The 24,924-nt window shown below is 63.9% G+C and carries 23 protein-coding genes and 2 tRNA genes; 1 reads left to right on the top strand and 24 read right to left on the bottom strand.

The features are described from left to right. Positions 1–89 precede the first annotated feature (89 nt). The 24 genes from rpsO to tpiA form a co-directional block, all read right to left on the bottom strand. Positions 90–350, bottom strand: coding sequence for a 30S ribosomal protein S15 (gene rpsO / locus FHT09_RS05500; protein ID WP_003485583.1), 261 nt, complete (start codon positions 348–350; stop codon positions 90–92). A gap of 157 nt (positions 351–507) precedes the next feature. After that, positions 508–1,434, bottom strand: coding sequence for a tRNA pseudouridine(55) synthase TruB (truB, locus tag FHT09_RS05495; RefSeq protein ID WP_104606060.1), 927 nt, complete (start codon positions 1,432–1,434; stop codon positions 508–510). Between the two features lie 80 nt (positions 1,435–1,514). Then, on the bottom strand, positions 1,515–1,907 hold the full coding sequence (gene rbfA, locus FHT09_RS05490; protein WP_024937968.1) for a 30S ribosome-binding factor RbfA: 393 nt from the start codon (positions 1,905–1,907) through the stop codon (positions 1,515–1,517). Between the two features lie 141 nt (positions 1,908–2,048). Next, positions 2,049–4,757 carry a translation initiation factor IF-2 gene (gene infB / locus FHT09_RS05485; RefSeq protein ID WP_166774529.1) on the bottom strand — a complete coding sequence of 903 codons (2,709 nt, stop codon included), beginning with the start codon at positions 4,755–4,757 and terminating at the stop codon, positions 2,049–2,051. Between the two features lie 95 nt (positions 4,758–4,852). Beyond that, positions 4,853–6,364, bottom strand: a complete 1,512-nt coding sequence (gene nusA / locus FHT09_RS05480; protein ID WP_016903006.1) for a transcription termination factor NusA — start codon at positions 6,362–6,364, stop codon at positions 4,853–4,855. Positions 6,365–6,368: 4 nt separating this feature from the next. Continuing rightward, positions 6,369–6,959, bottom strand: coding sequence for a ribosome maturation factor RimP (gene rimP, locus FHT09_RS05475; RefSeq protein WP_104606032.1), 591 nt, complete (start codon positions 6,957–6,959; stop codon positions 6,369–6,371). Between the two features lie 210 nt (positions 6,960–7,169). Next, positions 7,170–7,246 (bottom strand) — tRNA-Met (locus FHT09_RS05470). 201 nt (positions 7,247–7,447) lie between these two features. Beyond that, positions 7,448–8,908, bottom strand: a complete 1,461-nt coding sequence (nuoN, locus tag FHT09_RS05465) for an NADH-quinone oxidoreductase subunit NuoN (RefSeq protein ID WP_104606059.1) — start codon at positions 8,906–8,908, stop codon at positions 7,448–7,450. 36 nt (positions 8,909–8,944) lie between these two features. Continuing rightward, positions 8,945–10,447 (bottom strand): NADH-quinone oxidoreductase subunit M, encoded by a 1,503-nt coding sequence (locus tag FHT09_RS05460; protein WP_104606031.1) that lies wholly within the window; start codon positions 10,445–10,447, stop codon positions 8,945–8,947. Positions 10,448–10,467: 20 nt separating this feature from the next. After that, on the bottom strand, positions 10,468–12,672 hold the full coding sequence (gene nuoL, locus FHT09_RS05455) for an NADH-quinone oxidoreductase subunit L (protein WP_104606030.1): 2,205 nt from the start codon (positions 12,670–12,672) through the stop codon (positions 10,468–10,470). Between the two features lie 7 nt (positions 12,673–12,679). Continuing rightward, positions 12,680–12,985 carry an NADH-quinone oxidoreductase subunit NuoK gene (nuoK, locus tag FHT09_RS05450; protein WP_006450557.1) on the bottom strand — a complete coding sequence of 102 codons (306 nt, stop codon included), beginning with the start codon at positions 12,983–12,985 and terminating at the stop codon, positions 12,680–12,682. Further along, on the bottom strand, positions 12,982–13,644 hold the full coding sequence (locus FHT09_RS05445) for an NADH-quinone oxidoreductase subunit J (protein ID WP_181141300.1): 663 nt from the start codon (positions 13,642–13,644) through the stop codon (positions 12,982–12,984). The genes nuoK and FHT09_RS05445 overlap by 4 nt, the downstream gene beginning before the upstream one ends. Positions 13,645–13,648: 4 nt before the next feature. Further along, positions 13,649–14,137: an NADH-quinone oxidoreductase subunit NuoI gene (gene nuoI / locus FHT09_RS05440; protein ID WP_002810206.1), complete on the bottom strand. Its 489-nt coding sequence runs from the start codon at positions 14,135–14,137 to the stop codon at positions 13,649–13,651. 3 nt (positions 14,138–14,140) lie between these two features. Next, entirely contained in the window at positions 14,141–15,232 is a 1,092-nt protein-coding gene (gene nuoH / locus FHT09_RS05435; RefSeq protein WP_024937976.1) for an NADH-quinone oxidoreductase subunit NuoH, read from the bottom strand. After that, positions 15,229–17,463 (bottom strand): NADH-quinone oxidoreductase subunit NuoG, encoded by a 2,235-nt coding sequence (gene nuoG, locus FHT09_RS05430; protein ID WP_104606029.1) that lies wholly within the window; start codon positions 17,461–17,463, stop codon positions 15,229–15,231. Before nuoG ends, nuoH begins: the two co-directional genes overlap by 4 nt. After that, positions 17,460–18,794 (bottom strand): NADH-quinone oxidoreductase subunit NuoF, encoded by a 1,335-nt coding sequence (nuoF, locus tag FHT09_RS05425; RefSeq protein WP_024937978.1) that lies wholly within the window; start codon positions 18,792–18,794, stop codon positions 17,460–17,462. Before nuoF ends, nuoG begins: the two co-directional genes overlap by 4 nt. A 3-nt stretch (positions 18,795–18,797) precedes the next feature. Beyond that, positions 18,798–19,325, bottom strand: coding sequence for an NADH-quinone oxidoreductase subunit NuoE (gene nuoE, locus FHT09_RS05420; RefSeq protein ID WP_104606028.1), 528 nt, complete (start codon positions 19,323–19,325; stop codon positions 18,798–18,800). Beyond that, entirely contained in the window at positions 19,322–20,629 is a 1,308-nt protein-coding gene (locus FHT09_RS05415; protein WP_104606027.1) for an NADH-quinone oxidoreductase subunit D, read from the bottom strand. Before FHT09_RS05415 ends, nuoE begins: the two co-directional genes overlap by 4 nt. Then, positions 20,626–21,378, bottom strand: a complete 753-nt coding sequence (locus FHT09_RS05410; protein ID WP_024937980.1) for an NADH-quinone oxidoreductase subunit C — start codon at positions 21,376–21,378, stop codon at positions 20,626–20,628. Before FHT09_RS05410 ends, FHT09_RS05415 begins: the two co-directional genes overlap by 4 nt. Positions 21,379–21,414: 36 nt before the next feature. Continuing rightward, on the bottom strand, positions 21,415–21,969 hold the full coding sequence (locus FHT09_RS05405) for an NADH-quinone oxidoreductase subunit B (RefSeq protein ID WP_016944318.1): 555 nt from the start codon (positions 21,967–21,969) through the stop codon (positions 21,415–21,417). Next, positions 21,960–22,316: an NADH-quinone oxidoreductase subunit A gene (locus FHT09_RS05400; RefSeq protein ID WP_003485539.1), complete on the bottom strand. Its 357-nt coding sequence runs from the start codon at positions 22,314–22,316 to the stop codon at positions 21,960–21,962. Before FHT09_RS05400 ends, FHT09_RS05405 begins: the two co-directional genes overlap by 10 nt. Before the next feature lie 102 nt (positions 22,317–22,418). Next, positions 22,419–22,503: transfer RNA gene (locus tag FHT09_RS05395), tRNA-Leu, on the bottom strand. Between the two features lie 49 nt (positions 22,504–22,552). After that, the gene (gene secG, locus FHT09_RS05390; protein ID WP_104606026.1) at positions 22,553–23,014 is read right to left on the bottom strand and encodes a preprotein translocase subunit SecG; all 462 of its coding nucleotides are present in this window, start codon (positions 23,012–23,014) and stop codon (positions 22,553–22,555) included. 33 nt (positions 23,015–23,047) lie between these two features. Continuing rightward, positions 23,048–23,803 carry a triose-phosphate isomerase gene (gene tpiA, locus FHT09_RS05385; protein ID WP_104606025.1) on the bottom strand — a complete coding sequence of 252 codons (756 nt, stop codon included), beginning with the start codon at positions 23,801–23,803 and terminating at the stop codon, positions 23,048–23,050. 112 nt (positions 23,804–23,915) lie between these two features. Here tpiA and FHT09_RS05380 point away from each other — a divergent pair, with 112 nt between their 5' ends. Beyond that, complete coding sequence (locus FHT09_RS05380) at positions 23,916–24,716, top strand: SDR family oxidoreductase (RefSeq protein ID WP_104606024.1); 801 nt, start codon at positions 23,916–23,918, stop codon at positions 24,714–24,716. Positions 24,717–24,924 lie beyond the last annotated feature (208 nt).

Genomic DNA, 24,924 nt, shown 5'->3' with positions numbered 1-24,924 from the left:
GGCCCATGAACCACATGCTGCAGATAACGTGATGCGAATGACCAAAACAAAGCCGCGGCGCATCGCTGCGCCGCGGCGGTATGACTCGATTAGCGGCGCAGGCCGAGCTTCTCGATCAAGGACTTGTAACGCTCGTTGTCCTTCTTCTTCAGGTAGTCGAGCAGGCTGCGGCGGCGGTTGACCATCTGCAGCAGGCCACGACGGCTGTGGTGATCCTTCTTGTGGGTCTTGAAGTGGCCGGTCAGCAGCTCGATGCGCGCGGTCAGCAGGGCGACCTGCACTTCCGGCGAACCGGTGTCCTGTGCGCTGCGCTTGTTGTCTTCAATAACTTTCTGGGTGTCGACGGACATGATGTTTACTCGATAGATGCGTGGTCGGCAGGAACGTGCATGACGCACCGCCGGACTCGCCGTTTGCTAGGGATGAGCGCGCTTGGCGCTGGAGATGCCCCGATTGGGGCCGCAAAATTGTAACGTCGTGCGGGCCCGGGAACAAGTTGACCAAAACTTAACAAGCTACGGCGTCGTTCAGTCCATTGAATAGACGCTGCGGCGACAAACGCCCCTCCGCGTCCACCAGGCCTAGCCCCGAGGGGATTCCGTCCGGTCCGAACACGGCCACCTGGCCGGTCGGAAATGCGACATCGCGCAGGCGCTGGCCCATGCGAAAACGTGCCGCATGCGATGCATCGAGCACGATCCGCGCAAAATCGGCCAGTCCGGCCTCGATCGGCAACAACAGCTCCTGCGCGTCGGTGCCCGCCTCCAGGGCTGCCGACAACGCCTCCAGCGTGATCATCTGCGGCGCGCGAAACGGCTCGACCCAGAGCCGGCGCAGCGAGGCGATATGCGCACCGCAGCCAAGCACCTCGCCCAGATCGCGCGCCAGGCTGCGGATGTAGGTGCCCGAGCCGCAGGTCACGCGCAACTTCAGCCGCGACGCGGCGTAACCGAGTACCTCGATCGCATGTACATCGACCTCGCGCACCGGCGCGGCGATCACCTCGCCCCGGCGTGCCTTGGCGTACAGCGGCTCGCCGCCCTGCTTGAGCGCGGAATAGATCGGCGCTTGTTGGCGGATACGGCCGATGAAGGGCGTCAGCGCCGCACGCAGCGCGCCTTCGTCCAGTGCCGGCACCGCACACTCGCGCAACATCTGGCCATCGGCATCGTCGGTATCGGTGGTGACACCCAGCACGATCTCGGCGTCGTAGGCCTTGGCCGCACCGAGCAGCAGGCCGGCAATCTTGGTGGCCTCGCCCAGACACAGCGGCAGCAAGCCGGTGGCCAGCGGGTCCAGGCTGCCGGTGTGGCCGCCCTTTTCGGCACGCAACAAGCGGCGCGCGGACTGCAAGGCCGTGTTGGAGCTGACTCCAGCCGGCTTGTCGAGCAACAGGATGCCGTGCAACGGGCGATAGACGATACGGGGTTTCAACAGATCGGTGCTCGAATCGGGCACTGTGCGCGCCCGTTGAAATCAGGGCCGCTGATCGACAGGCGGCCGGCCGGCAGCGCTCAGCGCTGCTCGGCGTCCTCGTCGCTGGACGCGGCCTCGGGGCCGACATCGTCCAGGTCACGCAGCAGGTTGTCGATGCGCTCGCCGCGGTCGACCGAATCGTCGTAATGGAAATGCAGCTCGGGCACGTGGCGCAGCTTCATCGCGCGCGCCAGCTGCGTGCGCAGCTGACCGGCGATTTCCTTGAGCCCCTTGACGGCTTCGGCCGAACGTTCCTGCTGCAGCGCGGTAACGAACACCTTGGCATGTGCCAGGTCGCGGCTGATTTCGACGTCGGAAACGCTGACCGACGGCAGGCCGTGGTCGCGCACGGCCGCGTGCACGATCGTGCCGAGGTCGCGACGCACCTGCGCCGAAACGCGGTCGGTGCGATGGAATGATTTGGTTGGCATGGTCATGGACCTGGTTGATTCGGAGGGCCAGTTGGCACCGAAGCCAAAAACGGACGCGGGCGGCCATGCCGCCCTCGCCTTGCAGAACTTGCCTTGCAACTCCGCCTGACGGAGTCCGGGGCCCGCAGGCCCCGGCAGCCGTTATAGCGTACGGGCGACTTCGATACGCTCGAAGCACTCGATCTGGTCGCCGGCCTTGACGTCGTTGTAGGCCTTCACGCCGATACCGCACTCGGTACCGTTGCGCACTTCCTCGACGTTTTCCTTGAAGCGACGCAGCGATTCCAGCTCGCCCTCGAACACCACGACGCTGTCGCGGAGCACGCGGATCGGCTTGCTGCGCTTCACCACGCCTTCGATGATCATGCAGCCTGCAACCGCGCCGAACTTGGAGCTGCGGAACACGTCGCGGACCTGCGCGATACCGATGATCTCTTCGCGGATTTCCACGCCGAGCAGACCCGACGCCACCTGCTTCACCTGGTCGATCACGTCATAGATGATCGAGAAGTAACGCAGATCGATGCCGTTGGACTCGACGATCTTGCGGGCCGAGGCATCGGCACGCACGTTGAAGCCGATCACCGTGGCCTTGGAGGCCGCTGCCGAATTGGCATCGGATTCGGTGATGCCGCCCACACCGGAGTGGATCACGTTGATGCGGATGTCGTCGTTGGACAACGCCACCAGCGACTGCTTGAGCGCTTCCACCGAGCCCTGCACGTCGGCCTTGATCACCAGGTTCAGCACCTGCTGGCCTTCGCCCTTGCCCATCTGGGCCAGGATGTCTTCCATGCGGTTGCTGGCCGAGGCCACCAGACGCGACTCGCGACGCTTGGTTTCGCGCTGCTGCGCCACGTCCTTGGCCAGACGCTCGTCGTCGACGACCACGAAGTCGTCGCCGGCTTCCGGCACGCCGGACAGCCCGAGCACCTGTACCGGAATCGACGGGCCGGCCGAGGCCGGCTGGTGGCCGGTCTCGTCGAACAGCGCACGCACGCGGCCGTACTGGATGCCGCACACCAGGTAGTCGCCACGCTTCAGCGCGCCCTGCTGCACCAGCACCGTGGCCACCGGGCCGCGGCCCTTGTCCAGCGAGGATTCGATCACGGTACCGCTGGCGCGGCCCTCGGCCACTGCCTTCAGCTCCAGCACCTCGGCCTGCAGCGAGATCGCGTCCAGCAGCGTGTCCACACCGGTACCGACCTTGGCCGACACTTCGATGAACTGGGTATCGCCACCGAACTCTTCGGCCACCACGTTTTCAGCCAGCAATTCGTTCTTGACCCGCAGCGGATCCGCGCCGGCCTTGTCGATCTTGTTCACCGCCACGATCAACGGCACGCCTGCCGCCTTGGCGTGCGCCACCGCTTCCTTGGTCTGCGGCATCACACCGTCATCGGCCGCCACGACCAGCACGACGATGTCGGTGATCTTGGCGCCACGGGCACGCATCGAGGTAAACGCGGCATGGCCGGGCGTATCCAGGAAACTGATGACGCCACGGCCGGTTTCGACGTGGTACGCACCGATATGCTGGGTGATGCCACCGGCTTCGCCCGAGGCGATCTTGGTGCGACGGATGTAATCCAGCAGCGAGGTCTTGCCGTGATCGACGTGACCCATGATGGTCACCACCGGCGGACGCGACGTAGCATCGCCCTGCGCATCCTCGGCATGCGCCAGCAGCGCATCCTCGAAGTCGGCATTGTCGGCACGCACGGCCTTGTGGCCGAGTTCCTCGGTCACCAGCGCGGCGGTGTCATGGTCGATGCTTTGGGTGATGGTCGCCATGACGCCCATCTTGAACAGCGCCTTGACTACATCGCCGCCCTTGAGCGCAAGCTTCTGCGCCAGGTCGGCCACGGTGATGGTTTCGCCGATCGCCACTTCGCGTACCACCGGCGCGGTCGGACGCTCGAACCCGTGCGGACCGCTATTGCCCTGGTTGCCGCCACGGCCGTTGTCGTTGCCACGACGCGAGGACGACGAACCCGGACGACCGGTCGGCTTGCCGCGCACGTTGGAACGGCGCGCACGATCGGCCGCGGACAGATGCAACTGCCCGGCAAAACGCTTGGTCGCATCGTCGTCTTCGACACCCGCCACCATGACGTGCGAACCGCGCGTCTTGTGCTTGGCCGCATTGGAACGGTCGTCCGGACGCGCCGGCGTGGCAGGACGCGATGCCGGCGGTGCGCCAGCCGGACGGGCCGGACGCGGCGCAGACGGCGACGACGGCGTGCGTGCGGCAGAGGCTGCAGGCGGTGCGGCTGCGGCAGCCACCGGCGCCGGCGCACTGGCAGCCGCAGCGGCTTCCTCGGCAGCCTTGCGCTCGGCTTCGGCGCGGTCGCGCGCAGCCTGTTCCTCTTCGCGCTTGCGCTGGATCGCTTCGTCGCGCACGCGGTCGCTTTCGGCCAGCGCCTGCTGCTCGTCGAGATTGCGCTGACGCGAGGCGGCGAGCTTGGCCAGAATGTCGGCGCGCTCCTCGTCCGGCGTCATCGGCGCAGGACGGCCGCTGCCTTCGTTTTCGGACTTCACGTAGGTGCGCTTCTGCCGCACTTCCACGTTGACCGTGGTCTTGGTGCGGCCGGCGCTGACCGTGACTTCCTGCAGCTTGCGCCGGTTGAGCGTGATCTTCTTGGCTGCTTCGCTCGCCGCTTCGGCAGGCGTCTCGGCCTTGCCATGCGTGCGACGCAGGAAGCCAAGCAGTTTCATCTTCTCGGTGCTGGTCACGACCTGGTCGGGACCGCTGAACTTCATTCCGGCCTCGGCCAGTTGAACCAGCAGTTTATCGACCGGCGTATTGACCAGTTCGGCAAGCTTGCGGATGGTGGTTTGCTGCGACATTCGGATCCTATGATCTGGTTGGCGCCCCCTCGCCCAGAGCAAGGGAAACGCTGATTCTAAGCCCTGATGGGGTCAGGGCGCGGTTCATTGCCGGCTCATTCGCCGCGCTCCAAACGGGCGATCTCCTCGGCGCGGGCCGCCAGGATCAGCGCCGCGGCGCGCTCCTGGGTCAGACCCTCGATGCCGAAGTCGACGATCTCGTCCGCTGCCAGGTCGGACAAGTCCTCGCTGGTGCGCACGCCATGCTCGGCCAGAGCAAAGGCCGTTTCCTCGTCCATCCCCTCCAGCGCCAGCAGGTCCTCGGTGGGCTGAGTTCCTTCCAGGCCTTCTTCTTCTGCCAGCGCGGCGTTGAGCAACGCATCGCGGGCACGGGCGCGCAGCTCTTCGACGATGTCTTCGTCGAAGCCTTCCACCGCCAGCAACTCGCCGACCGGCACGTAGGCGATTTCCTCGACCGTATTGAAGCCTTCGGTCACCAGGATCGCTGCGATTTCCTCGTCCACTTCCAGGCGATCCATGAACAACTGGCGCGCGGAGGTCTGCTCGGCTTCGGACTTGGCGGCCACCTGGTCGGCGGTCATCACGTTGAGCTGCCAACCGGTCAGGCGGCTGGCCAGACGCACGTTCTGGCCGCCCTTGCCGATCGCCTGGGCCAGGCGGTCTTCCGCCACGGCCAGATCCATCGAGTGCTTGTCTTCATCGACGATGATCGACTGCACTTCGGCCGGCGCCATCGCATTGATGACGAAGTTGGCCGGGTTCTCGTTCCACAGCACGATGTCCACGCGCTCGCCATTGAGCTCGTTGGACACCGCCTGCACGCGCGACCCACGCATGCCGATGCACGCGCCGATCGGATCGGTACGGGTGTCGTGCGCGATCACCGCGATCTTGGCGCGGTCGCCCGGATCGCGTGCGCAGGCCTTGATCTCGACCAGGCCCTGGCCCACTTCCGGCACTTCGAGCTTGAACAGCTCGATCATGAATTCCGGCGCGGCGCGGCTGATGAACAGCTGCGGGCCACGGGGTTCGGAACGCACTTCGGCCAGATAACCGCGCACGCGGTCGCCCGGGCGCAGCACGTCGCGCGGGATGCCCTTGTCCTTGGGAATGAAGGCTTCGGCATTGCCGCCCAGGTCGACAAAGATGTTGCCGCGCTCGGCGCGCTTGACCACACCGGTGATCAACTCGCCGACGCGATCCTTCCAGGCATCGACCACCTGCTGACGCTCGGCTTCGCGCACCCGCTGCACGATCACCTGCTTGGCAGCCTGCGCCGCGATACGGCCGAAGTCCGGGTTTTCGATCTGTTCTTCGATGTAGTCGCCCACATCCACGCCGTCGGCTTCGTCGACGGCATCCATCAGACGCACCTGGCGATCCGGGGATTCCATCACGACATCGTCGGCAACCACTTCCCAACGACGATAGGTTTCGTAGTTACCGTCCTTGTGGTCGATGGTCACGCGCGTCAGCACGTCCTGGTCGGGATAGCGCTTCTTCGCTGCGGAAGCCAGCGCGGCCTCGATCGCATCGAAGATCACTTCGCGCGGCACGCCCTTTTCGTTGGCCACCGCATCCACTACCAGCAAAAGTTCCTTGCTCATTTCGTCACTCCGCGCGCGGCTTGCCAGCCGCCGACTCGTTGGATGGTTTCTTCTTCTCGTGCCCGGGTTTTTTCGGGCCGGGCTTGTTCGGTTTTTGCGGGGCCAGGCCCAGGGCGACCCAATCCGGCAGGATGCGCGCCTTGTCAATGTTGTCGAAGCCCACCTGCACATCCTTGCCATCGATGACGAACACCACCGTATCGGCCTCGGAGTCGATCCGCGCGATCTGGCCCTGGAAGCGGCGCCGGCCATCCTGCGCCAGCTTCAACACGATCTTGGCGGACTCGCCAACGTGACGGCCGAACTGCTCCAGCGTGAACAACGGGCGGTCCACACCCGGCGAGGACACCTCGAGCGTGTAGTTGCCGGTGATGGGATCCTCGACGTCGAGCTGGGCCGAGACTTCGCGGCTCACGCGCTCGCAGTCGTCGACATTGATCACGCGCTCGGGCTGTTCGGCCAGCGGCACATCGATGTACAGGCGCAATGTGGCGCCACCTGGAGCGGGAAGATATTCCACACCCAGCAGTTCCAAGCCCAAGGACTCAACCGTTGGACTCAGCAGATTCGCGATTTCGGTCGCTTTTTCGCTCACAGACTGCCCTGATCAGATGATTGCCAGTAGAACCCCGGCAACCGGCAGCAAACTTTCCGGTTCCGGAAAAAACAAGGGGCCCGATGGGCCCCTTGCGTAAAAAAAGCCCGACCTCTCAGGGTCGGCGCAAAGACGGGAACATGCGTCTTTGCGATCCAAGAAGCTGAAGTACTGCCCTAAGGCATTGCATTAAAGCAGTACTTCAAAACTTGGTAGCGGGGGCAGGATTTGAACCTGCGACCTTCGGGTTATGAGCCCGACGAGCTGCCAGACTGCTCCACCCCGCAGCAGAAGCGGAATTATGAAGAACTTGAGCGGCAATTGCAAGCCCTAGTTTTTCATCGATTGAAAACCCTGGGGTCTTCAACGTCGCGGCAAATGATAACCGCATTGCAACAAAAACGAAACAGCAATCACGACTTTATTTCAGTCCCCCATCGACGGCGCGCACAGCACACGCGCCGCGAGGTCATGCGAGGATGCGTGCCTTAGGCAAGGCCCGCAAATGCCCGCTGGCACCACACCATGATCGGGCTCCAGGCCAGGCCTAGCGCAAGCAAGGCCAGCGCATTGACACCCAGCACGGTGCCGAGCACACGATCGTTGTTGGCCGGCAACGGCTCGCCCACCGGCTCATCAAAGTACATGACCTTGATGACGCGCAGATAGTAGAAGGCGCCGATCACCGCGCAAAGCACGCCGACCAGGGCCAGCCACAACATGTCGCCGTTCACCGCGGCACCCAGAACTGCCAGCTTGGTCCAGAAACCCAGGAACGGCGGAACACCCGCAAGCGAGGCCATGATGCACAGCACCAGGCCGGCCATCCACGGATTGCGCGCGTTGAGTCCCTTGAAGTCGTCGATGTTCTCGGCTTCGAAGCCATTGCGCGACAGCGCGATGATGGCGCCGAACGCGGCAGTCGACATGATGGTGTAGCTCACCGCGTAGAACATCGCCGCGGCATAGCCCTGCTCTCCGCCGCCGGCCACGCCCATCAACAGGAAGCCGATGTGCGACACGGTCGAGTACGCCAGCATGCGCTTGAGATTGCTCTGCGCAATCGCCATCAGATTGCCGATCACCAGCGACACTGCCGACAGGCCACCGATCAACAGATGCCACTGCGGCGACAGCGGACCCATTCCCACTTCGAGCAGGCGATACGCCATACCGAAGGCGGCGAGCTTGGGCGCGGAGCTGATGAACAAGGCGATCGGCGCAGGCGCGCCCTGGTACACGTCGGGCAACCACATGTGGAACGGCGCAGCACCCAACTTAAAGGCCACGCCGGCGATCATGAAGATGGTGCCGGTCAGCAGCAGCGTGCGCTCGCTGGAGCCGTCGATCGCGTCGTGGATGCCGCTCAGGCTCAGCGTGCCGGTGGCGCCGTAGACCAGCGACATACCGTACAGCAGCAGACCCGAGGCCAGCGAACCGAGCACGAAATACTTCATCGCCGCTTCGGTGGCCAGGCCGTTGTCGCGGTTGGAGGCGACCAATGCGTACGAGCACAGCGCGAGCAGCTCCAGGCCCAGGTACACCATCAGCAGGCTGCCAGCCGAGGTCAGCAGCATCATGCCGGCGGTGGCGAACAACACCAGCACCGGGATCTCGCCCTGATAGAGATTGCGTTCGCGCAAGTACGTCCAGCCGTAGACCAGACTCAGGCCGCTGACCAGCACGATCACCGTCTTCATCACGTCAGCCGCGGTGTCGCGCACGAACATGCCGTGGAAGATCTCGCCCTGCCCGCCCGTGCCGGTCGCCAACAGCGCGAACACCACCGCAAGCACGGCGACGGAGAACAGGTGGGTCCAGACCTTGTTCCGCTGGCTCACGAACAGGTCGAGCATCAGCAGTGCAAAGGCGCCGCCGATCAGCACCAGCTCCGGAACAAGCGGAGCCAGGTCAGCGGTGGTCAACGGCGCGAGCGTTGGCGTGGTCATCATCAAATCCTGGAAATCAAAACGTACGGCAAGCTGTTACAGCTTGGACGCGGCAATCTGGGTAGCCAGCTTGGCGATCGATGGTTCCATCAGATCGGTCAGCGGCTTCGGATACAGGCCCAGGGCCAGCACGCCAACGGCGAACACCCCCAGCACGAACGCCTCACGGCCATTGATGTCCTTCAGCTCGGCCACATGGGCATTGGCCACTTCGCCGAAGAACACGCGCTTGTAGAGCCACAGCGTGTAAGCGGCGGTGATCACCAGCGTGGTGGCGGCAGCGAAGGCAACCAGCGGATGCTTCTGGAAGCTGGCCAGGATCACCATGAACTCGCCGACGAAGCCACTGGTGCCCGGCAGGCCGGCATTAGCCATGAAGAACAGCATTGAGAACGTCGCAAACCACGGCATCACATTGACCACGCCGCCGTAATCGGCGATGCGGCGGGTATGCATGCGGTCGTACAGCACGCCGATGCAGGAGAACATCGCACCGGACACGAAGCCGTGCGAAATCATCTGCACCATCGCACCCTGCAGGCCCAGGCGGGCGGCGTCGGTGCTGCCGTACTCACGGACCAGGGTGAAGGCGATAAAGGTGCCGAGGGTGACAAAGCCCATGTGCGCGATGGACGAATACGCCACCAGCTTCTTCATGTCCTCCTGCACCAGGGCCACCAAGCCGACGTAGACCACCGCGATCAGCGACAGCGTGATCACCAGCCAGGCGAACTCATGGCTTGCATCCGGCACGATCGGCAGGTTGAAGCGCAGGAAGCCGTAGCCGCCGATCTTCAGCGCGATCGCAGCCAGGATCACCGAACCGGCGGTCGGCGCTTCGACGTGCGCATCCGGCAGCCAGGTGTGCACCGGGAACATCGGCACCTTGACCGCAAACGCGATCAGGAAGGCGAAGAAGATCCAGGTCTGCTCCTTGGCGGTCAGCTGCAGCGCGTACAGGTCGGCCAGCTGGAAGCTGCCACCCTTCAGATACAGGTAAACCAGGCCCACCAGCATCAGCACCGAGCCGAGGAAGGTGTAGAGGAAGAACTTCATCGCCGCGTAGATCCGCCGCGGACCGCCCCAGACGCCGATGATCAGGAACATCGGGATCAGCATGGCTTCGAAGAAGACATAGAACAGCATCGCATCGGTCGCAGCGAAGATGCCGACCGTGACGCCTTCCAGGATCAGGAAGGCGGCGACGTACTGATTGACGCGCTTGTCGATCGAGCGCCAAGCGCCGATCAGGGCCAGCACCGTCACCAGCGTGGTCAGTACGATCAACGCGACCGCGATACCGTCCACGCCCAGGTTGTAGCCGATGTTGTAGGCCGGAATCCAGGCATGCAGTTCGATGAACTGCATGGCGTCATTGGCCGTGTCGTAGCCCAGCAGCGGCAGACTCAGCACAAAGGTCGCCACCGCCACCGCCAACGATGCCCAGCGGGCGGTCTCGGCATTGCGCAACGCAAGGATCAAGGCGCCACCGATAATCGGCAGCCAGATCAAGATAGACAGTAAAGGCCAGTTCGACACGTTTTCTTATTCCGTACAGGTCAACGCCAGAAATGCATCAGTACCGCCAACAAGGCGATCAAACCGATGATCATTGCGAAGGCGTAGTGATAGAGGAAACCGGATTGCGTGCGACGCAGCAGATTTGCAGCCAGGTCGATCAGTCGGGCAGAACCATTGACGACGACACCGTCGACCACATGGGTATCGATGGCACGTGACGCCTTGCCAAGGACCACGCCGCCACCGGCGAAGCCATTGATCCAGAGCTTGTCGAAGCCGTACTTGTTTTCCAGCAGCCACACCACCGGCGCGAACGCCTTGCGCGACTTGGTAGCCAGTTCCGGCTTCCACAGATAGAACAGCGCAGCCAGCAGCAGACCGGCGACCGTCAGGAAGAACGGTGCCGCCATCATGCCATGCAGCGCGAAGGCGACCGGGCCGTGGAACTCTTCGGCCAGTGCGCCGACGGTGTCGCGTGCCGGATCGTAGAAATCGACGATGCCGGTGAAGAACGACACTGCCTGCCCCTTGATCGCATGTGCGGCGTGGTGGCCCTGCCAATCGGTGCCGAACAGCATCGGGCCGATGGTGAAGAAACCGATCGCCACCGACGGGATCGCCAGCAGGATCAACGGCAACGTCACCACCCACTTGGATTCGTGCGGCTCGTGGGCACCATGGTGGCCATGACCGTGATCATCGTGACCGTGATCATCGTGACCGTGCGTATCGTGTGCATGTGCGTCGTGTGCATGTGCGTCGTGCGCATGACTGTCGTGCGCGTGGACCTGCGCCTCGGCATCGGTATGCGCGCTGTCGTGGTGGCCATGGACATCGTGCGCATGCGCATCGCGGAAGCGCTCCTTGCCATGGAAGGTCAGGAACAGCAGGCGGAAGCTGTAGAAACTGGTCACCAGTACGCCACCGAGCACTGCCCAATACCCGTAGGTCGCGATCCAGCTATGCGACTCGTGGGCATGGTGCGCGGCTGCCTCGATGATGGTGTCCTTGGAGTAGAAGCCGGAGAAGAACGGCGTACCGACCAGCGCCAGCGTACCGATCACGCTGGTCCAGTAGGTCACCTTCATGTACTTGCGCAGGCCGCCCATCTTGCGCATGTCCTGCTCGTGGTGCATGCCGATGATGACCGAGCCGGCCGCCAGGAACAGCAGCGCCTTGAAGAAGGCATGCGTCATCAGGTGGAACACGGCGGCCGAATAGGCCGATACGCCCAGCGCCACCGTCATGTAGCCCAGCTGCGACAGCGTGGAATACGCAACCACGCGCTTGATGTCGTTCTGCACGATGCCGATCAGGCCGGTGAAGAAGGCCGTGGTCGCACCGATGAACAGGATGAAGTTCAACGCGGTTTCCGACAGTTCGAACAGCGGCGACATGCGCGCGACCATGAAGATGCCGGCGGTGACCATCGTGGCGGCATGGATCAGTGCCGAAATCGGCGTCGGGCCTTCCATCGAGTCCGGCAGCCACACGTGCAGCGGCACCTGCGCCGACTTGCCCATCGCACCGATGAACAGGCAGATGCAGATCAGCGTCATCACGCTCCATTCGTGGCCTGCGAACAGCTGCACCTTGGCGCCGGCCATGGTGGTCGCGTTGGCGAATACGGTGGAGTAATCCAGCGAGCCAAACCACAGCAGCACGCCGGCGATACCGAGAATGAAGCCGAAGTCGCCGACGCGATTGACCAGGAACGCCTTCATGTTGGCGAACACGGCAGTCGGGCGCTTGAACCAGAAACCGATCAGCAGATACGACACCAGACCCACTGCTTCCCAGCCGAAGAACAGCTGCAGGAAGTTGTTGCTCATCACCAGCGTGAGCATGGAGAAGGTGAACAACGAGATGTAGCTGAAGAAGCGCTGGTAACCCGGGTCTTCTTCCATGTAGCCGATGGTGTAGATGTGCACCAGCAGCGACACGAAGGTCACCACCACCATCATCATCGCGGTCAGGCGATCGACCATGAAGCCGACGTGCGCCGAGTAGTTACCGACATCGAAGAAGGTGTACAGGTTCTGGTTGAACGGGCTGGCGCCCTGCTCCACCAGTTGATACAGCGTCAGGCACGACAGCACGCAGCTGACCGCCACGCCCAGGATGGTGACGTATTGCGCGCCCTTGCGCCCTACCTGGCGACCGAACAGGCCGGCGATGATGCTGCCGACCAGCGGTGCAAGCACCACCGCAATCAACAGACTCTTGGAGAGAGTGATTTCCATCTACAGGTCAGCCCTTCAACGTATCGACTTCGGCCACATTGATCGTGCGGCGCGTGCGGAACAGAGTCACCAGGATCGCAAGGCCGATCGCAGCCTCCGCAGCGGCAACGGTCAGGATGAAGAACACGAACAGCTGACCGGCAGGGTCGCCAAGCTCGCGCGAGAACGCAATGAAGTTGACGTTGACCGACAGCAGCATTAGCTCGATCGACATCAGCAACACGATGACGTTCTTGCGGTTGAGGAAGATGCCGGCCAGGGAGATGCAGAACAGCACCGCGCCCAGTCCAAGCAGGTGGCCCAAGGTAATCAAGACTTCGCCTCCTGTCCGTCGGCTGCGTCGAGCTTCGGCGCAACCTGTACCGGCTTTTCAACCGCCATTTTGACCATGCGCAGACGATCGCCCGCCTTCACCCGCGACTGTTCGCCCGCGTTCTGGTGCTTGATGCCGGTGCGCTTGCGCAGGGTCAGCATCACGGCAGCTACCACGGCCACGGTCAGGATCACCGCAGCGAACTCGAACGGCAGCAGGAACTCGGTGTAGAGGGTCTTGGCCAGCCAGGTCAGGTTCGACACGTCGGCCGCCTGCGCGGCGGCGTTGTCGGCCGGGAACGGTACGGCACTGCGCGACTTGACCCCGATCAGGGTGACCATCTGCGCCAGCATGGCAACCGCCACGATGACGCCGACCGGCATGTACTTGACCCACCCTTCGCGCAGACGGCTGGTGTCGATGTCCAGCATCATCACCACGAACAGGAACAGCACCATCACCGCGCCGACGTAGACCAGCACCAGCGTTACGCCGAGGAACTCGGCGCCGACCAGCAACCAGATGCATGCCATCGAGAAGAAGGTGAGGATCAGGCACAACACGGCGTACACCGGGTTGCGCACGCTGATCACCGCACCGGCGGACACGACCGCGACGGCGGAGAAGGCGTAAAAAGCAATAGTGACCCAGTCCATCATGACCTCAACGGAAGGCGGCATCGGCAGCGCGACGCTCGGCGATCTCGGTTTCGAACCGGTCTCCGATCGCCAGCAGCTGCGGCTTGTTGACAATGTTCTCGCCACGCTTCTCGAAGTGGTACTCGAGGATGTGCGTCTCGACGATCGAGTCCACCGGGCAGCTTTCTTCGCAGAAGCCGCAGAAGATGCACTTGAACAGATCGATGTCGTAGCGCGTGGTGCGGCGCGAGCCGTCCTCGCGTTTGGCCGAGTCGATGGTGATCGCCAGCGCTGGGCACACCGCTTCGCACAGCTTGCAGGCGATGCAGCGCTCTTCGCCGTTGGGATAGCGACGCAATGCGTGCAGGCCACGGAAACGCGGCGACTGCGGGAACTTCTCCATCGGATACAGCACGGTGTACTTGGGCTTGAACGTGTATTTCAACGTCAGCCACAGGCCGCCTAGCAGTTCGAGCAGGAGCAGGCTCTTGAAGTAATGGGTGATCTTGTTCATCGGTTACACGCCCTTCTGGATCACGCCGTAAAACACCATCAACGCCGTCACTGCGATCCATACGATCGTGAGCGGAATGAACACCTTCCAGCCCAGACGCATGATCTGGTCATAGCGGTAACGCGGGAAGCTGGCACGGAACCAGATGTAGGCGCTGGCGAAGAAGAACACCTTCATCAGCAGCCACGGCCAACCACCCTTCCACACCCAGTCGATCCACGGCGAAATATCCGCATTGACCCACCCCTGGATCGGGCTCAACCAGCCGCCGAGGAAGAAGATCGAGATCAGGAAACTGACCAGGATCATGTTGGCGTATTCGGCCAGGAAGAACAGCGCGAACGCACCGCCCGAGTACTCCACCATGTGGCCGGCGACGATTTCCGATTCGCCTTCCACCACGTCGAACGGCGCGCGGTTGGTTTCGGCGACGCCGGACACCCAGTACACGATGAACAACGGGAACAGCGGAATCAGGAACCAGTCGAAGAAGCCGGAGCTGCCCGCCTGTGCGAACACGATCTGGCTCAGGTTGACGCTGCCCGAGGCGATCATCACGCCGACCAGCGCAAAGCCCATCGCGATTTCGTAGCTGACCACCTGCGCGGCCGAGCGCATCGCGCCCAGGAACGCGTACTTGGAGTTGGATGCCCAGCCGGCCAGGATGATGCCGTACACGCCCAGCGAGGTCATTGCCAGCAGGTACAGCAAACCCACGTTGGCGTTGGACAGCACCAGCTGCGCGTCGAACGGCACCACCGACCAGGCCGCGAAGGCCGGTGCCAGCGTCAGCAACGGCGCGATGATGAACATCGCCTTGTGCGAGCTGCTCGGTTGCACGATCTCCTTGAACAGGAGTTTGAACACGTCGGCGAAGGCCTGGAAGATGCCCATGCCCACGTACATCGGCCCGTGACGCACGTGCATCCAGCCAATCAGCTTACGCTCCCAGACCACGTAGAAGGCCACCGACACGATCACCGGCACGGTGATCAACAGGATCTTCAGCACGGTCCACAGCACCACGCCGCCATCGCCCAGACCGACAAACCACTGGTGCAGGGGATCGACCAGGTTCAACAGCAATTCGTTCATGCAGCCACCACCGTTACACGACCGGCACCGAGCGGCGCGGTTGCGCCATGGCCGGATTCGATCCACACCGTGCCCGGTGCGACGCGCTTGTCCAGCACCACCGGCAACGTCGCCTTACCGGCGTCGGTACCGACCTTGACCATCTGACCGGCGCCGACCTGCAGCTGCGCAGCCTGCTCCGGATGCATCGCCACACACGGCGCGATGTTGAGCGGATGCGACTGCAGCGCGGCGGCGCGACGCACCACCGCATCGGTGCGATAGATCGCAGCGGTGGCGGCAACTTCCAACCCGTCATTGCTCGAAGCCGGCCGCGCCGAGGCGACGGGGCTGACGATACGGTTCTGCATGCCGGCGCGCAGGCCGACCAGATCGGTGAATTCGAAACCGGCCAGGCCGAGCTCGCCACCGAGGGCACGCAATACGCGCCAACCTTCGCGCGCTTCGACCGGCAGGCGACCGGCGGCACGTGCGGTCTGCACGCGACCATCCAGATTGGTCAGCGATGCGTCGATTTCCGGCAGTGCGCCGATCGGCAGGATCACATCGGCCACATCGCGCGTCGAAGCGCAGGCGAACTGACTGAATGCGACCACCTTGGCACCGGCCAACGCGCTGCGTGCAGCGGCGGCATCGGCGAAATCCAGGCCCGGCTCGATGCCATACAGCAGGTAGGCCTGGCGCGGCTGCGCCAGCATGCCGGCGACATCGCGAGCGATCGGCAGCACACCTTGCGCCACCAGACCGACTGCGTTCGCACCCTGCGGGATCCGGCACAGCGAGGCGCCGGTTGCAGCGGCAAAGTCGCGTGCAGCGGCACGCAACGCGGCAGCCTGCGGGTGGTTTTCAGCCAGTGCGCCGACCACGATCACGGCGCGCGTGGCGCCCTTGACCGCATCGCGCAATGCCGCATCGTCCAGGGCACTGGCCAGCTGCGACGGCGCAACGACCGTGCGGCTTGCCTGGGTGAAGGCGAAATCGAAATCGACCGGATTGACCGAATGGATCTGCGTCCCGTTCTGGATGCTGGCCTTGCGCAGGCGTGCATGCAGCAACGGCAGCTCGTGACGCACATTGGTGCCGAACAGCACCACCACATCGGCGCGCTCGATCTCGGCCAGCGGCGTGGCGAACACTTCGGCCACCGCGGCATCGGAGAAATCGCGGTTGAGCAGGCGGTGATCCAGATTGCCGCTGTTCAGGCCTTCGGCCAGACGTGCAAGCAATGCGCCCTCTTCGTTGGAGGTGGACGGATGCACGAGCACACCGAGCGGGTCGCCGGCGTTGTCACGCAGGATCTGCGTCGCGGCGGCCAGACCTTCGGCCCAGCTCACCTCGGTCCACTGCCCGTTGACCTTTTTCAACGGCTTGACCGCACGGTCTTCCGCATACAGGCCCTGATGCGAATAACGGTCGCGGTCGGACAGCCAGCACTCGTTGACTGCCTCGTTCTCGCGCGGCACGGTGCGCAGCACTTCGCCGCGACGCACATGCAGGAACAGGTTCGAGCCCATCGCATCGTGATAGCCGAGCGATTCGCGTGCCATCAATTCCCACGGACGCGCGCGGAACTGGAACACCTTGTTGGTCAGCGCGCCGACCGGGCAGACGTCGATGACGTTGCCGGAGATTTCAGTGGTCAGCGGCTTGCCGTCGTAGGTGCCGATCTGCAGGTTCTCGCCGCGATACATGCCGCCCAGCTCATAGGTGCCGGCAATGTCTGCGGTGAAACGCACGCAGCGGGTGCACTGGATGCAGCGGGTCATTTCGGTGGCGACCAGCGGCCCGATGTCCTCGTCCGGCACCACGCGCTTGCGCTCGTTGAAGCGGCTGACCGAACGGCCGTAACCGAGCGACACGTCCTGCAGCTCGCACTCGCCGCCCTGATCGCAGATCGGGCAGTCCAACGGATGGTTGATCAGCAGGAATTCCATCACGCTGCGCTGGTACTTCAGCGCCTTTTCGCTACGCGTGGTGACCTTCATGCCATCCATCACCGGCGTGGCACAGGCGGGCGACGGCTTCGGGGATTTTTCGACATCCACCAGGCACATGCGGCAGTTGGCCGCGATCGGCAGCTTCTCGTGGTAGCAGAAGCGCGGGATCGGGATGCCGGCCTTGTCGGCCGCCTGGATGATCATCGAACCCTTCGGCACCACCAGGGACTGCCCGTCGATCTCGACGGTGACATGGTCCGGTGGCACGTTCGGGTTCACTGGTTGGGCGCTCATGCAGCCACTCCGACATGCGTGTCGACGATCGAACGACCGTTGACGATGTAGTACTCGAACTCGTCCCAGAACTGGCGCAGGAAGCCTTGAATCGGCCACGCCGCCGCTTCGCCGAAGGCACAGATGGTGTGCCCTTCGATCTGGCCGGCAACGGTGCGCAGCTGATGCAGGTCTTCCATCGTGGCCTTGCCGGCGACGATGCGCTCCAGCACGCGGTGCATCCAGCCGGTGCCCTCGCGGCACGGGGTGCACTGGCCGCAGGATTCCTTGTGGAAGAACTGCGAGATGCGGCAGGCGAAGCGCACGCAGCAGACGCTGTCGTCCAGCACCACGATCGCGCCCGACCCCAGGCCGGTCCCGAGCGCACGCAAGGTGTCGTAGTCCATCTGCAGCCCGGCAACCTGGTCGGCCTTCAGCACCGGCATCGACACGCCGCCAGGCACCACGCCCTTGAGCTTGCGGCCCGGACGCAGGCCACCGGCCATTTCCAGCAGCTCGTCGAAGGTGGTGCCGAGCGGCACTTCGAAATTACCGCCCTTTTGCACGCAGCCGGACACCGAGAAGATCTTCGGGCCGCCGTTCTTGGTCTTGCTCAGCCCCAAGAACCACTCCGGGCCGTTGCGAATGATCGCCGGCACCGACGCGTAGGTCTCGGTGTTGTTGATGGTGGTCGGCTTGCCGTACAGGCCGAAGTTGGCCGGGAACGGCGGCTTGTAGCGCGGCTGGCCCTTCTTGCCTTCCAGCGATTCCATCAGCGCGGTTTCTTCGCCGCAGATGTAGGCACCGGCACCCAGCGCACCGTAGATATCGATATCCACGCCGCTGCCGAGAATGTTCTTGCCCAGCCAGCCGTTGGCATAGGCATCGGCCAGCGCCAGCTCGAAGTTCTCGAACGGCTCGTGGTGGAACTCGCCACGCAGGTAGTTGTAGCCAACGGTCGAGCCGGTGGCATAGCAGGCGATCGCCATGCCCTCCACCACCGAATGCGGGTTGTAGCGCAGGATGTCGCGGTCCTTGCAGGTTCCCGGCTCGGATTCGTCCGAGTTGCACAGGATGTACTTCTGCATCGTGCCCTTGGGCATGAACGACCACTTCAGACCGGTCGGGAAGCCCGCGCCGCCACGGCCGCGCAGGTTGGACGCCTTGACCATCTCGATGACGTCGGCCGGCGCGATCTTCTCTTCGAGGATCTTGCGCAGCGCGGCGTAGCCACCGGTCTTCAGATAGCTCTCGTACGACCACGGGGTGTCGTAGTGCAGCGTCGTGTAGACGACCTGATGCGGCAACGGCGCCGGACCGACCGGGCCTGAGGGTGCGTGATGATGTGCCATGTCTTACTCCAGCCCGTCCAGCAGCGCGTCGACCTTCTCTTTCGTCAGGTGCTCGTGGTAATGGCCGTTGATGACCATCATCGGCGCTGCAGAGCAGGCCGCCAGGCACTCTTCTTCGCGCTTGAGGTAGACGCGGCCATCGGCCGTCGACTGCCCCAGCTTGCACCCCAGTTTGTTTTCCGCGTGCGCCAGCAGATCTTCGGCGCCGTTGAGCCAGCAGCTGATGTTGGTGCAGAACGCCACGTTGTGGCGGCCGACCTTTTCGGTCTCGAACATCGAGTAGAAGCTGGCGACTTCGTAGGCCCACACCGGCGGCAGATCCAGATACTTGGCCACGCCGACGATCAGCTCGTCGGTCAGCCAGCCCTGGTTCTGCTCCTGCGCGGCGTGCAGGCCCTGCAGCACGGCCGAACGCTTGCGATCGGGCGGAAACTTGCTCAGCCAATGATCGATGTGCGCACGCGTCTTGTCGCTCAGCACCACCTGCGGATCGACGTCGCGCGCCGCTTCGAAATTACCCGTCGCCTTCATCGGTCAACCTCACCGAAAACCAAATCGTAAGTACCGATCATCGCCACGACGTCGGCCAGCAGATAGCCACGCACCACCGCGTCCATCGACGACAGATGCGCAAAGCCCGGCGCGCGCAGATGCACGCGGAACGGCTTGTTGGCGCCATCGGACATCAGGTAGCAGCCGAACTCGCCCTTGGGCGCCTCGACCGCGCAGTAGGTTTCGCCGGCCGGCACGCAGTAGCCTTCGCTGAACAGCTTGAAGTGATGGATCAGCGCTTCCATGTCGTCCTTCATGCCTTCGCGGCTTGGCGGAGCGACCTTGAAATTGGTGACCATGACCGGGCCAGGATTGGCCTTCAGCCACTTCACGCACTGCTTGATGATGCGGTTGGACTCGCGCATCTCGGCCACGCGCACCAGATAGCGGTCGTAGCAATCGCCATTGGTGCCGACCGGCACATCGAACTCCACCGCGTCGTACTTGGCGTAAGGCTGTTTCTTGCGCAGGTCCCACTCGATGCCCGAGCCACGCAGCATCGGACCGGTCATGCCCCAGGCACGCGCCAGATCCGGGCTGATGATGCCGACGTCGACAGTACGCTGCTTCCAGATACGGTTGTCGGTCAGCAGCGTCTCGTACTCGTCCACGCGCGACGGGAAGGTATTGGTGAAATCCTCGAGGAAGTCCAGCATCGAGCCTTCGCGCGCTGCGTTGAGCTTCTTCAGTGCCCCACCCTTGTGCCAGCGGGATTCCTTGTACTTGGGCATGCGATCGGGCAGATCGCGATACACACCGCCGGGACGGTAGTAGGCAGCGTGCATGCGCGCGCCACTGACCGCCTCGTAGACGTCCATCAATTCTTCGCGTTCGCGGAACGCGTACAGCATCACCGCCATCGCGCCCAGGTCGAGCGCGTTGGACCCGACCCACATCAGGTGGTTCTTGATGCGGGTGATCTCGTCGAACATGGTGCGGATGTAGTGCGCACGCTCGGGCACGTCGATGCCCATCAGGGACTCGATCGCGCGCACGTAGGCGTGCTCGTTGCACATCATCGACACGTAATCCAGGCGGTCCATGTACGGAACCGACTGGTTGAACGGCTTGGATTCGGCCAGCTTCTCGGTACCGCGGTGCAGCAGGCCGATATGCGGATCGGCACGCACCACGGTTTCGCCGTCCATTTCCAGGATCAGGCGCAGCACGCCGTGCGCCGCAGGATGCTGCGGGCCGAAGTTCATCGTGTAATTGCGGATTTCCTGCTTGCTTTCGACAGGATTGCTCGCGAAGGCATCGGTTGCCTGGCGGAACTCACTCACTTGGCGGTCTCCGACTTGCCCACTTCACCAGCGGCAGTCTCATAACGGGCATCGTCGCGGATCACGCGCGGCACACCGACGCGCGGCTCGACCGAGGTCACCGGCTCGTACACGACACGCTTGCGCTCATCGTCATAACGCACTTCGACGTTGCCGATCAGCGGGAAATCCTTGCGGAACGGATGGCCGACAAATCCATAGTCGGTCAGGATGCGGCGCAGGTCCGGGTGACCATCGAAGACGATGCCGAACAGGTCGAAGGCTTCGCGCTCGAACCAGTTCACGCCGGGCCAGATGTCGGTCAACGAGGCCACCACCGGCACCTGTTCGTCCGGTGCGTAGCAACGCACGCGCAGACGCTGGTTGTGCTGGTAGGAGATCAGCTGTGCGACCACCGCAAAACGCTGCTTGGGCATGTGCTGCGGATGAGCGCCGTCGGAGCTTTCCTGGCTGGGAAATTCGCCCCAGGCGAAACGACCGACGGCCTTGCCCTCGACGCCGCGGCTGAAGCCCTGCGACGACACGTCGGCGGTATCCCACTCGTCGCTGCCGTAGCCCAGGTAATCGACGCCGCACAGATCGCTGAGCTGCTCGAAACCGAGCTCGTCGCGCAGGGCCAGACAGGTGGCGTGCCAATCGGCCGCAGCGACTTCCAGCGTCACTTCGCCGCGCGGCAATGCCACGGCGATCTGCGCACCGGCGAAACGTGCCGCAAGTCGGTCAGTGAAGGAAGATGCTTGCTCTGCCATGGGGGCTTGGCTGCTCTCAGTAGAAGAAGACGGGTGTCAGCGCGCGATGGTCTGGGTACGCCAGATCTTCTTCTGCAGCTGCAGGATGCCGTAAACCAGCGCCTCGGCGGTCGGCGGGCAACCGGGGACGTAGATGTCCACCGGCACGATGCGATCGCAACCGCGCACCACCGAATACGAATAATGATAGTAGCCGCCGCCATTGGCACAGCTGCCCATCGAGATGACCCACTTCGGGTCCGGCATCTGGTCGTAGACCTTGCGCAGTGCCGGGGCCATCTTGTTGACCAGCGTACCGGCCACGATCATCACGTCGGACTGGCGCGGCGACGGACGAAACACCACGCCGTAGCGGTCCAGATCCAGGCGCGCTGCGCCGGCATGCATCATCTCGACCGCGCAGCAGGCCAGACCGAAGGTCATCGGCCACATCGAGCCGGTGCGCGCCCAGTTCAGCAGCGCATCGACGCTGGTGGTCACGTAGCCCTTCTCGAGCAGCGGGTTTTCGCCTTCCGGGCGCAGGATGTCTTCCACCCGGCCTTCCGGCATCGGGTTGGTCATCAGACGATCCAGGGTCTGAATCACTCCCATTCCAGCGCTCCCTTCTTCCACACATAGATAAAGCCGAGGAACAACATCCCGACGAACAGCCCCATGGTGACCAGCGAACGTGCGCCGATCTCCATGAACACCTGCGTCCACGGCACGATGAAGATGATTTCCAGATCGAACACGATGAACTGGATCGCGATCAGGTAGTAGCGCACGTCGAACTTCATGCGCGCGTCTTCGAAGGCTTCGAAGCCACACTCGTAAGGCGAGAGCTTGCGCGGGTCCGGACTACGCGGACCGAGGAATCGACCGACCAGCATCAGCACGATGCCGATACCGGTGGCGACGATCAGAAACAGCAGACTCGGCAAATATTCGGCCAGCACAGCGATTCTCTCTTGCCTCTGCCCGCACGCGCCGCGTGCCGGCATGGGGTATAGGCAGACCCCGCGCGCGACAAGCGATGCGCAGGAACTGCAGCCAAACAATGGTGCCCAAGAGGGGACTCGAACCCCTACGACCTAAGTCGCTACCACCTCAAGGTAGTGCGTCTACCAATTCCGCCACCTGGGCATACGTTGCGCCGCTGGGCATCCCAGTGCGCAGCGCATTGTAACCGGCTTCAGCGTTTTTGTGCTGGTTCTGAAGCGTTTTCTTCGCGTGCCGCGGGGGCCTGCTGGACCGGTGCGGACTGCGCCGGCGTTGCGGCAGGCACTGGCTGCGAAGGAGCAGTCGGCACGGCGCCGGCAGCCGGCGCCTGCGGCAATGGCTGAGTCAGCTCGCCCGCAGCGGCAGGCGCCGGGGCAGCCGACTGCGACATCACGCCCAGGTTCTGGTCGGTGGGACGCGCGCCGTGGGTGGCGTACCACGCCATGAACAGACTGATGCTGAAGAACACCACCGCCAGCCACTTGGTGGACTTGGACAGGAAGTTCGACGCGCCCTGCGAGCCGAACACGGTGCCCGACGCGCCGGCGCCGAAGCCGGAACCGGCTGCCGCACCCGCACCACGCTGCATCAGGATCAGCGCAATCATCGCCAGCGCGACCAGCACGTAGACCACATTGAGGATCAACATCAGCATTTCGAAATCCGTCCCCGGACAAAACTTAATGGGTTAACAAGCGGCCGCCGCACGCGCGATGGCCAGGAAGTCCTCGGCGACCAGCGAGGCGCCTCCGACCAGCCCGCCATCGACATCGGGCTGCGCAAACAGCTCGCTGGCGTTATCGGGCTTGACACTGCCCCCGTACAGGATGGGCAGAGAATCGGCAATTCTAGCATCCGCCCTCGCGACTTCGCCACGCAGGAACGCATGGACCGCCTGCGCCTGCTCCGGGCTGGCAGTACGGCCGGTGCCGATGGCCCAGATCGGCTCGTAAGCGAGCACGGCGCGGGCGAAGCCCGCGCTCCCTACCAGCGCCAGCACCGGTTCGAGCTGGGCGCGCAGCACCGCCTCGGTCTGGTCGGCCTCGCGCTGTTCCAGCGACTCGCCCACGCACAGCACCGGGATCAGCCCGGCATGCATGGCGGCGGCGAATTTGCGCGCCACCAGCTCACTGCTCTCACGATGGTACTGGCGGCGTTCGGAGTGGCCGACCAAGCCGTATTCGGCGCCCACATCGACCAGCATGGTGGCCGAGACTTCACCGGTATAGGCGCCCTTCTCGTTGCTGCTGACATCCTGGGCACCGAAACACAGGTGGTGCTCCTCGAAATCCTCGATCAGGTCGCCCAGGTAAGGCAATGGCGGCAGGATGACGACATCGACACCCTCCAGGGGCATGTGGGCAGCGATCCGGGCCACCAGTTCGGTGGCGAAGGCGCGGCTGCCATGCAGCTTCCAATTTCCGGCAACAAGTTTTCGACGCATCAGGTGCAGGCTCCTGAGTGGAAGACAGGCGACAGAATAGCCCATGCCCTGTCGGTAGCCGGCACACTTCTGTCCCCCGCCTGTCCTGTCTCTCCTTCAACGGGAACCTGCCATGTCCGTTTCGCCTGTCTTCGCGCTGGTCACCGGCGCCTCCAGCGGCATCGGCCGCGAGATTGCGCGCGCCTACGCAAGGCGTGGCGTGCCGCTGATCCTGACCGCGCGCCGGGTCGACCGGCTGCAGGCGCTGGCCGTGGAGTTGCGGCCGTCGGTGCGGGTGGAAGTAGTGCCGGCCGATCTGAGCGATCCCGGCGCGGCCGCAACACTGGTCGCGCAGATCCAGCGCAATGGCTGGACGGTGGGCACCCTGGTCAACAACGCCGGCTACGGCGTGCCGGGCCGCTACCTGCACAACGACTGGCCCACGCATGCACGCTTCCTGCAGGTAATGGTAGGCGCGGTATGCGAGTTGACCTGGCGGCTCTTGCCGATGATCCGCGCCAGCGGCCGGGGCCGCATCCTCAACGTGGCCTCGTTCGCCGCACTGGCGCCGAGTGCCGACGGGCAGACGCTGTACGCAGCCAGCAAGAGCTTCCTGCTGCGCTTCAGCGAATCACTGGCGCTGGAAAACGCCGACTGCGCGGTCAAGGTCTGCGCGCTGTGTCCCGGCTTTGCCTGGTCGGAATTTCACGATGTCACCGGCACCCGCGCGGCGATGTCCACCCTGCCCCGCTGGGCATGGCTGCAGGCCGACGACGTGGCCGAGTACGGCATTGCCGCGCTGGAGCGTGGCCAGGTACTGGCTGTGCCGGGCTGGCGCTATCGCCTGGTCAACGCGGCGTTGCGCGTGTTGCCGCATGCGCTCGCGTTGCGCCTGATGGCGCGCGGATCGCATCGGGTACGTCCGTTGCAGTGAGGCGGCTGCGCTTCGGCTGCCTGCAGCGTTTTGCGTGCGCAGCCACACGCCCGTGACTGCGCGCCGTCTGCAGCAGCCAGCTCGTCCATTGCGATGGTCGCGGCCGATACCGGCCGCGGCCTCGGTCCTGTCTGCAGCGCAGGGCGACTGGCAACACGTCGCGGGCGGACTTCCGGTGCCATGGACGACCCGCTCAAGGTCGTCGTCC

This window comes from Xanthomonas sp. CFBP 8152, from assembly GCF_014199025.1.
In the GTDB taxonomy this organism is placed as follows: domain Bacteria; phylum Pseudomonadota; class Gammaproteobacteria; order Xanthomonadales; family Xanthomonadaceae; genus Xanthomonas; species Xanthomonas arboricola_B.
Note: the sequence above shows the minus strand (reverse complement) of the source record. Positions and strands in the feature narration are given on the sequence as shown.

What these genes read in the sequence shown, in the direction of transcription:
- FHT09_RS05445 (WP_181141300.1), bottom strand. Translation starts at nt 13,644, where the DNA reads ATGATGGACTGGGTCACTATTGCTTTTTACGCCTTCTCCGCCGTCGCG.
- nuoE (WP_104606028.1), bottom strand. Translation starts at nt 19,325, where the DNA reads ATGAAGGCGACGGGTAATTTCGAAGCGGCGCGCGACGTCGATCCGCAG.
- FHT09_RS05405 (WP_016944318.1), bottom strand. Translation starts at nt 21,969, where the DNA reads ATGGGAGTGATTCAGACCCTGGATCGTCTGATGACCAACCCGATGCCG.
- FHT09_RS05410 (WP_024937980.1), bottom strand. Translation starts at nt 21,378, where the DNA reads ATGGCAGAGCAAGCATCTTCCTTCACTGACCGACTTGCGGCACGTTTC.
- FHT09_RS05380 (WP_104606024.1), top strand. Translation starts at nt 23,916, where the DNA reads ATGTCCGTTTCGCCTGTCTTCGCGCTGGTCACCGGCGCCTCCAGCGGC.
- nuoL (WP_104606030.1), bottom strand. Translation starts at nt 12,672, where the DNA reads ATGGAAATCACTCTCTCCAAGAGTCTGTTGATTGCGGTGGTGCTTGCA.
- secG (WP_104606026.1), bottom strand. Translation starts at nt 23,014, where the DNA reads ATGCTGATGTTGATCCTCAATGTGGTCTACGTGCTGGTCGCGCTGGCG.
- nuoH (WP_024937976.1), bottom strand. Translation starts at nt 15,232, where the DNA reads ATGAACGAATTGCTGTTGAACCTGGTCGATCCCCTGCACCAGTGGTTT.
- nuoI (WP_002810206.1), bottom strand. Translation starts at nt 14,137, where the DNA reads ATGAACAAGATCACCCATTACTTCAAGAGCCTGCTCCTGCTCGAACTG.
- rpsO (WP_003485583.1), bottom strand. Translation starts at nt 350, where the DNA reads ATGTCCGTCGACACCCAGAAAGTTATTGAAGACAACAAGCGCAGCGCA.
- nuoG (WP_104606029.1), bottom strand. Translation starts at nt 17,463, where the DNA reads ATGAGCGCCCAACCAGTGAACCCGAACGTGCCACCGGACCATGTCACC.
- nusA (WP_016903006.1), bottom strand. Translation starts at nt 6,364, where the DNA reads ATGAGCAAGGAACTTTTGCTGGTAGTGGATGCGGTGGCCAACGAAAAG.
- infB (WP_166774529.1), bottom strand. Translation starts at nt 4,757, where the DNA reads ATGTCGCAGCAAACCACCATCCGCAAGCTTGCCGAACTGGTCAATACG.
- nuoF (WP_024937978.1), bottom strand. Translation starts at nt 18,794, where the DNA reads ATGGCACATCATCACGCACCCTCAGGCCCGGTCGGTCCGGCGCCGTTG.
- rbfA (WP_024937968.1), bottom strand. Translation starts at nt 1,907, where the DNA reads ATGCCAACCAAATCATTCCATCGCACCGACCGCGTTTCGGCGCAGGTG.
- tpiA (WP_104606025.1), bottom strand. Translation starts at nt 23,803, where the DNA reads ATGCGTCGAAAACTTGTTGCCGGAAATTGGAAGCTGCATGGCAGCCGC.
- nuoN (WP_104606059.1), bottom strand. Translation starts at nt 8,908, where the DNA reads ATGACCACGCCAACGCTCGCGCCGTTGACCACCGCTGACCTGGCTCCG.